At 64.8% G+C, this 12,807-nt stretch carries 8 protein-coding genes and 1 tRNA gene; all 9 read right to left on the bottom strand.

Annotated features, from left to right (window positions below):
- Window positions 1-79: 79 nt before the first annotated feature.
- The 9 genes from rpoC to P5F91_RS11345 all read right to left on the bottom strand — a co-directional run bounded on the left by rpoC (window position 80) and on the right by P5F91_RS11345 (window position 12,451).
- Window positions 80-4,279, bottom strand: coding sequence for a DNA-directed RNA polymerase subunit beta' (gene rpoC, locus P5F91_RS11385; protein ID WP_277907215.1), 4,200 nt, complete (start codon window positions 4,277-4,279; stop codon window positions 80-82).
- A gap of 107 nt (window positions 4,280-4,386) precedes the next feature.
- The gene (rpoB, locus tag P5F91_RS11380; RefSeq protein WP_145613979.1) at window positions 4,387-8,574 is read right to left on the bottom strand and encodes a DNA-directed RNA polymerase subunit beta; all 4,188 of its coding nucleotides are present in this window, start codon (window positions 8,572-8,574) and stop codon (window positions 4,387-4,389) included.
- Window positions 8,575-8,887: 313 nt separating this feature from the next.
- On the bottom strand, window positions 8,888-9,268 hold the full coding sequence (gene rplL / locus P5F91_RS11375) for a 50S ribosomal protein L7/L12 (RefSeq protein ID WP_145613980.1): 381 nt from the start codon (window positions 9,266-9,268) through the stop codon (window positions 8,888-8,890).
- 54 nt (window positions 9,269-9,322) lie between these two features.
- Window positions 9,323-9,841 carry a 50S ribosomal protein L10 gene (gene rplJ, locus P5F91_RS11370; RefSeq protein ID WP_040842376.1) on the bottom strand — a complete coding sequence of 173 codons (519 nt, stop codon included), beginning with the start codon at window positions 9,839-9,841 and terminating at the stop codon, window positions 9,323-9,325.
- Window positions 9,842-10,219: 378 nt separating this feature from the next.
- Window positions 10,220-10,927 carry a 50S ribosomal protein L1 gene (gene rplA, locus P5F91_RS11365; RefSeq protein WP_422394463.1) on the bottom strand — a complete coding sequence of 236 codons (708 nt, stop codon included), beginning with the start codon at window positions 10,925-10,927 and terminating at the stop codon, window positions 10,220-10,222.
- Entirely contained in the window at window positions 10,924-11,358 is a 435-nt protein-coding gene (rplK, locus tag P5F91_RS11360) for a 50S ribosomal protein L11 (protein ID WP_040842373.1), read from the bottom strand. Before rplK ends, rplA begins: the two co-directional genes overlap by 4 nt.
- 180 nt (window positions 11,359-11,538) lie before the next feature.
- On the bottom strand, window positions 11,539-12,069 hold the full coding sequence (nusG, locus tag P5F91_RS11355) for a transcription termination/antitermination protein NusG (RefSeq protein WP_004271317.1): 531 nt from the start codon (window positions 12,067-12,069) through the stop codon (window positions 11,539-11,541).
- A gap of 4 nt (window positions 12,070-12,073) precedes the next feature.
- Entirely contained in the window at window positions 12,074-12,271 is a 198-nt protein-coding gene (secE, locus tag P5F91_RS11350) for a preprotein translocase subunit SecE (protein ID WP_040842369.1), read from the bottom strand.
- Between the two features lie 104 nt (window positions 12,272-12,375).
- Window positions 12,376-12,451 (bottom strand) — tRNA-Trp (locus P5F91_RS11345).
- Window positions 12,452-12,807: the final 356 nt, after the last annotated feature.

Genomic DNA, 12,807 nt, shown 5'->3' with positions numbered 1-12,807 from the left:
GCGCGCCGCGCCGGAATGAGAAAAGGGCCGCACCCCGGCAGGGATGCGGCCCTTCGCTTTACTTAGACAGTCGGTCGCCTTAGGCGGCCGGCTGTTCCGTCGAGACGTCCGCCGGCAGGGCCGGATCCTCGCCCGCCTGCAAGGCGGAGAGTTCGCGGTCGCGCTCGGCGGCGATCTGCTTCAGGCGGTTCACGACACTGCCGGTACCCGCCGGGATCAGGCGGCCGACGATGACGTTTTCCTTCAGGCCTTCCAGGTTGTCCGACTTGCCCTGGACGGCGGCTTCCGTCAGGACGCGGGTCGTTTCCTGGAACGAGGCGGCCGAGATGAAGGAACGCGTCTGCAGGCTGGCCTTGGTGATGCCCTGCAGCACCGGACGACCGCGGGCGAACCGCAGACCACCCTCGCCTTCGTCCATGCGGGCCTGGACCTTGCGGTTCTCGGCCTCGAACTCGGCGCGGTCGACCTGTTCGGCGATCAGCAGCGTGGTGTCACCCGGCTCGTCGATCTCGACCTTCTGCAGCATCTGGCGAACGATCACCTCGATGTGCTTGTCGTTGATCTTCACGCCCTGCAGGCGATAGACGTCCTGGATTTCGTTGGTGAGGTAGGAAGCCAGAGCCTCCACGCCCATGACGGCCAGGATGTCGTGCGGGACGGGATTGCCGTCCATCAGCAGGTCGCCCTTCTGGACATAGTCACCCTCCTGCACGGAGATGTGCTTGCCCTTCGGGATCAGGTACTCACGCGGCGTCTCGTTCTCGTCGTTGGGAATGACGACGATGCGGCGCTTCGTCTTGTAGTCCTTGCCGAACTCAACCCGGCCGTCGATGTCCGAGATGATGGCGAAGTCCTTGGGACGACGGGCCTCGAACAGCTCGGCCACGCGCGGCAGACCGCCGGTGATGTCGCGCGTCTTGGAGCTTTCACGCGGGATACGGGCCAGCACGTCGCCGGCCTTCACATGCGCGCCGTTCTCCACCGACAGGATGGCGTCCACGCTCAGGTAGTAGCGGGCCTCCACGCCGTTCGGCAACTTGATGACATCGCCGTTGGCGTCGCGCAGGGTCACGCGGGGGCGGAGATCCGCACCGCGCGGCTGCTGGCGCCAGTCGACCACCACCTTGGACGAGATGCCGGTGGCCTCGTCGACCACCTCGCGCATGGACACGCCCTCGACCAGGTCGACGTAGTTGGCGACACCCTCCCGCTCGGTGATGATCGGCAGGGTGTAGGGGTCCCACTCCGCCAGGCGATCGCCCTTCTTCACCATCACCCCGTCCTCGACCAGCAGCTTGTTCAGCTTGGCGCCATAGGGGACGCGGTGACGGGCGCGCTCGCGGCCCTGGCTGTCGAACAGCGCCAGTTCCACGTTGCGGCCCATGATGACGGGAACGCCCTCGCCGTTCAGAACCATGTTGCGGTTCTTCACGACGACCTTGGCATCAAGGCTGCTGTCCACGGACGACTGCTCGGCACCACGCTGGGCCGCACCGCCGATGTGGAAGGTACGCATCGTCAGCTGCGTGCCGGGTTCACCGATCGACTGGGCGGCGATGACGCCGACGGCCTCACCGATGTTCACGGTGGTGCCGCGAGCCAGGTCGCGGCCGTAGCAGCAACCGCACACGCCTTCGCGGGTCTCGCAGGTCAGCACCGAGCGGATCAGCACGGTGTCGATGCCGGCGCGCTCGATGAGCTCCACGGCCTGCTCGTCGATCAGGCCAGCGGCCGGAACGAGAACCTTGCCGCTCAGCGGATCGACCACGTCAACCGAGGCGCAACGGCCCAGGATGCGCTCCGACAGGGGCGAGATAACCTCGCCGCCGTCGATGACGGCGCGCATGGTCAGGCCCTTGGTGGTGCCGCAATCGTTTTCCACGACGATGGCGTCCTGGGCGACGTCGACCAGACGACGCGTCAGGTAACCGGAGTTCGCCGTCTTCAAGGCGGTGTCGGCCAGACCCTTACGGGCGCCGTGGGTGGAGTTGAAGTACTCCAGCACGGTCAGGCCTTCCTTGAAGTTGGAAATGATGGGCGTCTCGATGATCTCGCCCGAGGGCTTGGCCATCAGGCCGCGCATGCCGGCCAGCTGCTTGATCTGGGCGGCGGAGCCACGGGCACCGGAGTGCGCCATCATGTACACCGAGTTGACGCCCACGCCGGGGCGCGGCTGCTCGATGACCTTCATCATGGCGCCGGCGACCTTTTCGGTCGTTTCCGACCAGACGTCGACCACCTTGTTGTACTTCTCGCCCTGGGTGATCAGGCCGTCCAGGTACTGCTGCTCGTACTCCTTGACGCGCTCCTGCGCCTCATGGATCAGCGTCTCCTTCTCGGCCGGGATGACCATGTCATCCTTGCCGAAGGAGATGCCGGCGCGGCAGGCGTGGCTGAAGCCCAGCTTCATCAGGCGGTCGGCGAAAATCACCGTCTCCTTCTGACCGCAATGGCGGTAGACGGCGTCGATGATGTTGCCCACGTCCTTCTTGGTCAGCAGCCGGTTGATCATCGAGAAGCCGATGGCCGGGTGACGGGGAAGAATTTCCGACAGCAGCATGCGGCCGGGGGTGCTCTCCACGCGGGTCACGATGGGGTTACCATCCTGGTCCACGGTGTGGTAGCGGGCCTTCACCTTGGAGTGCAGGGTGACGACCTTGGCCGCGAGCGCCTGCTCGATCTCGCCGATGTCGGTGAAGGCCATGCCCTCGCCCACGGAGCCCGGCAGTTCCATCGTGATGTAGTACAGGCCCAGGACGATGTCCTGGCTGGGGACGATGATGGGCTTGCCGTTGGCGGGCGACAGGATGTTGTTGGTCGACATCATCAGGACGCGCGCTTCCAGCTGGGCCTCGAGGCTCAGCGGGACGTGCACGGCCATCTGGTCGCCGTCGAAGTCCGCGTTGAAGGCGGTGCAGACCAGCGGGTGCAGCTGGATGGCCTTGCCTTCGATCAGGGTCGGCTCGAAGGCCTGGATGCCCAGACGGTGCAGCGTCGGCGCCCGGTTCAGCATGACCGGATGCTCACGGATGACCTCTTCCAGGATGTCCCAGACCTCGGGCCGCTCCTTCTCCACCATGCGCTTGGCCGCCTTGATGGTGGAGGCCATGCCGTACAGTTCCAGCTTGGCGTAGATGAAGGGCTTGAACAGCTCCAGCGCCATCTTCTTGGGCAGGCCGCACTGGTGCAGCTTCAGCTCCGGGCCGACCACGATGACCGAACGGCCGGAGTAGTCGACGCGCTTGCCCAGCAGGTTCTGACGGAAGCGGCCCTGCTTGCCCTTCAGCATGTCGCTGATGGACTTCAGCGGCCGCTTGTTGGCGCCGGTGATGACGCGGCCGCGGCGGCCGTTGTCGAACAGGGCGTCGACGGCCTCCTGCAGCATGCGCTTCTCGTTGCGCACGATGATGTCCGGTGCGCGCAGCTCGATCAGCCGCTTCAGGCGGTTGTTACGGTTGATGACGCGGCGGTACAGGTCGTTCAGGTCGGACGTGGCGAAGCGGCCGCCGTCCAGGGGGACCAGCGGGCGCAGTTCCGGCGGAATGACCGGGACGACGTCCAGGATCATCCATTCCGGACGCGAGCCGGATTCCAGGAAGGCCTCGATGAGCTTCAGACGCTTGACCAGCTTCTTGCGCTTGGCCTCGCTGGAAGTCTCCTTCAGCTCCTCGCGGACGGTCTTCATCTCCTCTTCCATGTCGATGGCGGAGAGAAGGACCTTGATGGCCTCGGCGCCGATGGACGCGGTGAAGGCGTCCTCGCCGTACTCGTCCTGGGCCTGGATGTACTCCTCCTCCGACAGAAGCTGGTGCAGCTTCAGCGGAGTCAGGCCGGGCTCGGTGACGACGTAGTTTTCAAAGTACAGGACCCGTTCCAGATCCTTCAGCGTCATGTCCATGAGCAGGCCGATGCGGCTCGGCAGGCTCTTCAGGAACCAGATGTGGGCGACGGGCGAGGCCAACTCGATATGGCCCATGCGCTCACGCCGGACCTTGGCCAGCGTCACCTCGACGCCGCACTTCTCGCAGATGATGCCGCGGTACTTCATGCGCTTGTACTTGCCGCACAAGCACTCGTAGTCCTTGATCGGGCCGAAGATGCGGGCGCAGAACAGGCCGTCGCGCTCCGGCTTGAAGGTCCGGTAGTTGATGGTCTCGGGCTTCTTGATCTCGCCGAACGACCACGACCGGATGCGCTCCGGGCTGGCGATCGAGATGCGGATCTGATCGAAGCTCTGCGGCCCCTGCACCTGGCCGATAATGTTCATCAACTCATTCATAAGCCGTCTCCCCTGGGAAGGGCTGGGAATTCAATTGGCTGCGAACCGGGACGGACGAGCGCCCCCGGGGGAATCCCCCGAGGGCGCCGCCCAAGCTCGACCGGTGATCAGTAGGACCGCTCGTTCAGCTCGACGTTCAGGCCCAGGGACCGCAGTTCCTTGACCAGCACGTTGAAGCTTTCCGGAATGCCGGCCTCGAAGTTGTCGTCGCCACGGACGATGGCCTCGTAGACCTTGGTGCGGCCGGACACGTCGTCCGACTTCACCGTCAGCATTTCCTGCAGCGTGTAGGCGGCGCCGTAAGCTTCCAGCGCCCAGACCTCCATTTCACCGAAGCGCTGGCCACCGAACTGGGCCTTGCCGCCCAGCGGCTGCTGGGTGACCAGGCTGTACGGGCCGATGGAGCGCGCGTGGATCTTGTCGTCCACCAGGTGGTGCAGCTTCAGCATGTAGATGTAGCCGACGGTGACCTTGCGATCGAACGCCTCGCCGGTACGGCCGTCGGTCAGCACCATCTGGCCCGAGCTGTCGATGCCGGCTTCCGTCAGCATGCGGACGATGTCGTCCTCCCGCGCGCCGTCGAAGACGGGGGTCGCGAACGGGATGCCGCGGCGCAGGTTGCCCGCCAGTTCCAGAACCTCACCATCGGTCAGGTCGCTCACCTCCTCGGTGTAGGCGGCCTCGCCGTAGATGTGCTTCATGCGGCCCTTGATGTTCTCAAGGACGGGGGCCTTGGCCTCCGGCTCGGCATGGCGCATCTGGTCCAGCATCTGGCCGATCTGCTTGCCGAGGTTGGCCGACGCCCAGCCCAGGTGGGTCTCCAGGATCTGACCGACGTTCATGCGCGAGGGCACGCCCAGCGGGTTCAGAACGATGTCGACCGCCTGGCCGTCGGCCAGGTAGGGCATGTCCTCGATAGGCAGGATGCGGCTGATCACACCCTTGTTGCCGTGACGGCCGGCCATCTTGTCGCCGGGCTGCAGCTTGCGCTTCACCGCCACGAAGACCTTGACCATCTTCATGACGCCGGGCGGCAGCTCATCGCCGCGCTGCAGCTTCTCGACCTTGTTCTCGAACCGCTCCTGCAGCTTCTGGATGCTCTCGTCGAACACCCGGCCGTAGGCCTCCACGTTCTCCATGATCTGGTCGTTGGCGACCGCGATCTGGCGCCACTGGCCGCGCGACAGGCCGGACAGCAGCTCTTCGGTGATGACCTCGCCCGACTTGATGCCGCGCGGGGCGGACAGGACGGACTGGCCGACCAGCGTTTCCTTCAGGCGGGTGTAGAAGCTGCGCTCCAGGATCGCCTTCTCGTCGTCGCGGTCCTTGGCCAGCTTCTCGATCTCGGCCCGCTCGATCGCCAGCGCGCGCTCGTCCTTGTCGACGCCGCGGCGGGAGAAGACGCGGACCTCGACCACCGTGCCGGTGACGCCCGGCGGCAGGCGCATGGACGTGTCGCGCACGTCGCTGGCCTTTTCACCGAAGATGGCGCGCAGCAGCTTCTCTTCCGGGGTCATCGGGCTTTCGCCCTTCGGCGTCACCTTGCCGACCAGGATGTCGCCCGGCTTCACCTCGGCACCGATGTAGACGATGCCCGCCTCGTCGAGGTTCTTCAGAGCCTCTTCGCCGACGTTGGGGATGTCGCGGGTGATTTCTTCCTGGCCCAGCTTGGTGTCGCGGGCCATGACCTCGAACTCCTCGATGTGGATCGAGGTGAAGACGTCATCGCGCACGATGCGCTCGGAGATCAGGATCGAGTCTTCGAAGTTGTAGCCGTTCCAGGGCATGAACGCGACCAGCACGTTGCGGCCCAGGGCCAACTCGCCCAAGTCGGTCGAGGGACCGTCGGCGATGATGTCGCCCTTCTCCACCCGGTCGCCCACCTTCACCAGCGGACGCTGGTTGATGCAGGTGTTCTGGTTGGAGCGCTGGAACTTCAGCAGGTTGTAGATGTCGACGCCGGGGGCCGCCGCGTCGGTGTCGCCGGTGGCGCGCACGACGATGCGGGTGGCGTCGATCTGGTCGATCACGCCGGCGCGGCGCGCGGCGATGGCCACGCCCGAGTCACGGGCGACCGTCGCTTCCATGCCGGTGCCGACCAGGGGCGAGTCCGCCTTGATCAGCGGCACGGCCTGACGCTGCATGTTCGAGCCCATCAGCGCGCGGTTGGCGTCGTCGTTCTCCAGGAACGGGATCAGCGCCGCGGCGACGGACACCAGCTGCTTCGGCGACACGTCGATCAGGTCGATCATGTCCGAGCGGGTCATCATGTACTCGCCGCCCTTGCGGCAGCTGATGAGCTCGTCCACGAACCGGTTGTCGGCGTCCAGCGTGGCGTTGGCCTGCGCCACCATGTAGCGGCCTTCCTCCATGGCGGAGAGGTAGACCACCTCGTTGGTGACGCGCTTGTCCACCACCTTGCGGTAGGGGCTCTCGATGAAGCCGTACTGGTTCACGCGGGCATAGGTCGCCAGCGAGTTGATCAGGCCGATGTTCGGACCTTCGGGGGTCTCAATCGGGCAGATGCGGCCGTAGTGGGTCGGGTGCACGTCGCGGACTTCGAAGCCCGCGCGCTCACGGGTCAGACCGCCCGGCCCCAGGGCCGAGAGACGACGCTTGTGGGTGATTTCCGACAGCGGGTTGGTCTGGTCCATGAACTGCGACAGCTGCGAGGAGCCGAAGAATTCACGCACCGCGGCCGCGGCCGGCTTGGCATTGATCAGGTCGTGCGGCATGACCGTGTCGATCTCGACCGAGCTCATGCGCTCGCGGATCGCACGCTCCATGCGCAGCAGGCCGACGCGGTACTGGTTCTCCATCAGCTCGCCGACCGAGCGGACGCGACGGTTGCCCAGGTGGTCGATGTCGTCGATCTCGCCGCGGCCGTCCTTCAGCTCGACCAGGAGCTTCAGGATGGCCAGGATGTCGTCCTTGCGCAGGACGCGCATCTGGTCGTCGGTCTGGAAGCCCAGGCGCGCGTTCATCTTCACGCGACCCACGGCCGACAGGTCGTAGCGCTCGCTGTCGAAGAACAGGCCGCTGAACAGGGCCTCAGCACTTTCCAGCGTGGGCGGCTCGCCCGGGCGCATGACGCGGTAGATGTCGATCAGCGCGTCCTCACGGCTGGCGTTACGGTCCGCCGCCATGGTGTTGCGGATGTAGGCGCCGACGTTCAGGTGGTCGATGGCCAGGACCGGCACCTCGTCCACGCCGAACTTCTCCAGCTTCTCCATGGCGGCGGTGGTGATCTCGTCACCCGCCTCGAAGATCACTTCGCCGGTCAGCTCGTTGATGATGTCGATGGCGAGGTAGCGGCCGGCCAGCTCCTCGGTCGGCACCTTCACCTCTTCCAGGCCACCCTCCTGCAGCTTCTTCAGCACGCGGGGGGTCATCTTGGTCTCGCGCTGCAGCAGGACCTCGCCCGTGCGGGCGTCGATCAGGTCGGAGGCCAGCTTCACGCCCTTCATGCGCTCGGCGACGAAGGGGGTCTTCCAGCCGTCGCCGGCGCGGGTATAGGTGATGGTGTCGTAGAAGGCGGAGAGCATCTCCTCCTTCGACATGCCCTGGGCCTCATACGGGGCCAAGCCCTGGCCGGCCTTGGCGCGCTGGGCCCGCAGCTGCTGCGTCTCGGCGCCGTCCAGCGCGAACAGCAGGGTGGTGGCGGGCAGCTTGCGGCGGCGGTCGATGCGGACGTACACGAGGTCCTTGGCGTCGAACTCGAAGTCCAGCCAGGAGCCGCGGTAGGGGATCACGCGGGCGGCGAACAGGTACTTGCCCGACGAATGGGTCTTGCCCTTGTCGTGGTCGAAGAACACACCCGGCGACCGGTGCATCTGGCTGACGATGACGCGCTCGGTGCCGTTGATGACGAAGGTGCCGTTGGCCGTCATCAGGGGCATGTCGCCCATGTAGACGTCCTGTTCCTTGATGTCGCGGATGGACTTCAGGCCGGTGTCTTCGTCCATGTCGAAGACGGTCAGGCGCAGGGTCACCTTCAGGGGCGCGGCGAAGGTCATGCCGCGCTGCTGGCATTCCTCCACATCGTACTTGGGCTGTTCAAGCTCGTACTTAACGAAGTCGAGCACGGCACGGTCGGAAAAGTCCTTGATCGGGAAAACCGACTTGAACACTTCCTGAAGGCCCAGATTGGCGCGCTTCTCGGGCGCCGTGTCCATCTGAAGGAAGTGGTCGTAGGAACTCCGTTGAACCTCGATGAGGTTCGGCATGCGGGTCACTTCGGGGATGCGTCCGAAGCTCTTACGAATACGCTTACGTCCCGTGAACGACTTGGCCATGAAATGCGCCTCTCGTGAACTAGGCCCGGGTCAACTGCGCCGGCCGATTTGGATGCGACGGCAAGCGAAACAAACACAAATAGGCGCGTCCGGCCCCGCCCCCTTCGGAAGCGGCCGCCGTCCGGCGCCAAACACTCAAACTGCCCTTCCCGCCCCAAATTCCATCGCGGAACCTTCTTCGGGAAGAAACTGGAGGATCACCATACGACATCCTCCAGAAAAAGGCGACAGCGCCGGGCGGCGGTCCCCCATATGGGGAGTGCCACCGTCCAGCGCCATCTTTTTTTCAGAAACGCCCACAGGGGATCGTTTCTTACTTCACCTCGACCTTCGCGCCGGCGTCTTCCAGCTGCTTCTTAATCTTAGCAGCTTCGTCCTTCGTGGCGCCTTCCTTCACGGTCTTCGGCGCACCCTCGACCAGGTCCTTGGCTTCCTTCAGGCCCAGGTTGGTGATGGCGCGGATTTCCTTAATCACGTTGATCTTCTTGTCGCCGGCGTCGGCGAGGATCACGGTGAATTCGGTCTGCTCTTCGGCGGGAGCGGCGGCTTCAGCGGCCGGGCCGGCGACGGCGGCAACGGCAACGGGAGCAGCGGCGGAAACGCCCCACTTCTCTTCCAGCAGCTTCGACAGCTCGGCGGCCTCGATGACGGTCAGAGCGGACAGCTCTTCAACCAGCTTTTCCAGCTTGGACATGGATGTTCTCCTAAATCAGGTCTTGTCTTGAGATTTACGAAAAGTACGCGAGGCTCAGGCCGCCTCGCCCTTCTTGGCATAAGCCGACAGCACGCGCGCCACCTGGCCGCCCGGAGCCTGCAGCACACCGGCGATGCGGGTGGCGGGCGTCTGGAGCATGCCAAGCAGGCGACCACGCAGTTCTTCGATGGACGGGAGCTTCGAGAGAGCCTCGATGCCCTTGTCGTCCAGGACGGTACCGCCCATGCCGCCGCCAATGATCTTGAACTTGTCATTGGCCTTGGCATAAGCGATCGCAACCTTGGCCGCCGCGACCGGATCGCTTGAGTAAGCGATGGCGGTCACGCCGACGAACAGGTCGTCCAGCTTTTCGAACTGGGTGCCCTTCAGGGCGATACGGGCGAGCCGGTTCTTGGTCACCTTGAAGCTCGCGCCAGCGGCCCGCATCTTGCGGCGCAGGTCCGTCACCTCGGCGACCGTCATGCCCGACTGGCGGGTCACGACGACCAGGGAGGTGGCGGAGAGCGCCTGATGCAGAGCCGCGATAGTCGCTTGCTTTTCTGTGCGATCCACGGTTCGCCTCCTAACAACTGGGACAGACGGGCGGGTCACGCCCTTCTTCCCGGTCCAAATGTAGCCTCGGCCTCCACCCACGAATGGGTTTCACCCGAAACCGGTGAACCTGCCCCAGAAGCGACAAGCCATCCAATCCAAGCGGGCGGGGGAACCGTCCACCTGTAAAACGCTTGTTACTCCTGTCTATGCCGGCGTTCATTAAGCCGCCCCGGTCGTCACGCCCCCGAAGGGATGATCGGTTCCGGCTTGGCGCCCGCAGTCTTGGACAGGGTTGGAAGGACGGATCGCTCCGGCCCTCCGCCGGCCTCGCCGTCCGTCCCAATATGGGCCAACCCATATGGAAACGAACGGCTTGGACGGAAACTCCTTGCAGCCTTAGGCCGAGATCGAGGCGACCAGGGCGGCGACGTCGAGCTTCAGGCCCGGGCCCATGGAGGAGCTCAGGCTGACCTTCTCGATGTAGGTGCCCTTGGCACCCGTCGGCTTGGCGCGGTTGATGGCGCCAACGAAGGCCTTGATGTTCTCGGCCAGGGCTTCCTGGCTGAAGCTGGCCTTGCCCACGCCGGCATGCACGATACCGGTCTTCTCGGCGCGGAACTCGACCGAGCCGCCCTTGGCGGACTTCACGGCTTCGCCGACGTTCATCGTCACGGTGCCCAGCTTCGGGTTCGGCATCAGGCCGCGCGGGCCCAGCACCTTACCCAGACGGCCGACCAGGGCCATCAGGTCCGGGGTGGCGATGCAGCGGTCGAAATTCATCTCGCCCGCCTGGATCTTCTCGGCCAAGTCTTCCGCACCCACCAGCTCGGCGCCGGCGGCCAGGGCTTCGTCAGCCTTGGCGCCGCGGGCGAACACGGCGACGCGAACGGTCTTGCCGGTGCCGTTGGGCAGCTGGACCATGCCGCGGACCATCTGGTCGGCATGACGCGGGTCAATGCCCAGGTTCATGGCGATCTCGACGGTCTCGTCGAACTTGGCGGTGGCGTTGCCCTTCACCGACTGGACGGCCTCGTCCAGGGCGTAGAACTTGTTCCGGTCGACGGTGGCGCTAGCCTTCTTGAGACGCTTGCCGGCCATGATCAATCCTCCACCACTTCCAGGCCCATGGAACGGGCCGAGCCGACCAACATGCTGGCAGCCGCCTCGATATCGTTCGCGTTCAGGTCCGGCATCTTCGTCTTGGCGATTTCGCGGATCTGCGACATCTTCACCTTGCCCACCGCGGCGCCCTTGCCCACCTGGACGGCGCCCTTGGTGATGCCGGCGGCCTTCTTCAGGAAGTAGGTGTTCGGCGGGGTCTTGGTGACGAACGTGAAGGTACGGTCACCGTAGGCGGTGATCACGACCGGGATGGGCATGCCCTGCTCCAGGTCGGCCGTCTTCGCATTGAAGGCCTTCACGAATTCCATGATGTTCAGGCCGCGCTGACCCAGGGCCGGACCGATGGGCGGCGACGGGTTGGCCTTGCCGGCCGGCACCTGCAACTTGATATAACCGACGATCTTCTTCGCCATGATATGTCCTCAACAACAATCCGGACGGAACCCCGGTCAAGGGGCGCCACCCGGATCTGCGGGATGCGTGGTTCGGCTTGCCCCATGGACTTCGGCCCCGTTGCCGGGACCTTCGGGCTTGCCTCCCACGCGGGGAATGGGAAGACGCCCCGGTTCCGAAGAACAGGGGCGCCGTCCCGCTTAAATCTTTTCGACCTGCGCGTACTCGAGCTCGACGGGGGTCGCACGGCCGAAGATGGACACCGCCACCTTGACCCGCGCCTTGTCCTCGTCGACCTCTTCGATGAGGCCGGTGAACGAGGTGAAGGGGCCGTCGGTGACACGCACGTTCTCGCCCACTTCGAAGTGGATGGAGGGCTTGGGCCGCTCGATCCCTTCCTGCACCTGGTTCATGATGCGCAAGGCTTCCGCCTCGCTGATCGGCTGCGGCTTGCCGCCGCCACCCAGGAAACCCGTCACCTTCGGCGCGTTCTTCACCAGGTGCCAGCTCTCGTCCGTCAGCTCCATCTTCACCAGCACGTAGCCGGGAAAGAACTTCCGTTCAGAGTTCACCTTGGCGCCACGGCGCACCTCCACGACCTCTTCGGTCGGGACCAGGATTTCCTCGAACTGATCTTCCAGACCCTTCTGGGCGGCCTTCTCACGAATCGACTGAGAGACCTTCTTTTCGAATCCGGAATAAACGTGAACAACGTACCAACGCGCGGCCATGACCTTAGCCTCCGATACCGAAAACGAGGCGGACAGCGAACGCGATGATCTGATCGACCGCCAGGAAGAACAGAGACGCGACGATGACCATGAGGAACACCATCCAGGTGGAGATGACCGTTTCCTTGCGGGTCGGCCACGTCACCTTGGCGATCTCACGGCGCACTTCGCGCGCGAACTGGGCAGGACTGGTCTTCGCCATAAGGGCTACGCCACCACGTTCAGAGCTACTCGTCGTACTGCTTCGGCATCGCTGCCGCTACCGGCCCGCTTGGCCGTCCGGGCGCGCTGTTCAGCGGGGCGACGTGGCAGGAGTGGAGGGGATCGAACCCCCAACCCCCGGTTTTGGAGACCGGTGCTCTACCAATTGAGCTACACTCCTACGTCGCCGGCCGCAGTTTCCCGCGTCTCGGAGGGCCGGTTTATTCACCATTCGGAACCGCTTGTCCAGATAAAACAGCATACCCCTCGTATGCGGGGCAGATCTGCGTCTGTGCAGGCGGCCGGTGGGCCGGCAACACCTTTCCCCAACAGGCCCAGGGGCCCGAAAAGAACGGTGTTTTCAGGGGTTTGACCGTCGGTGCCCGGGAAATCCCGACCAGCCGCCGGAAGGCCTCCGACGGCCCTCCCCTACTTAAAGGCAAAGGGCGCCACCGGCGGACCGGGGCACCCTTCACCAAATCGCGTAGGCGCGGGCGGCCTTCAGGGAAGGCCAGCCGCGCGACCCAAACGTTCCTT

This window comes from Nitrospirillum amazonense, assembly GCF_029594735.1.
Classification (GTDB): Bacteria; Pseudomonadota; Alphaproteobacteria; order Azospirillales; family Azospirillaceae; genus Nitrospirillum; species Nitrospirillum amazonense.
The sequence above is the reverse complement of the archived record's forward strand: the minus strand, read 5'-3'. Positions and strand labels throughout refer to the sequence as shown.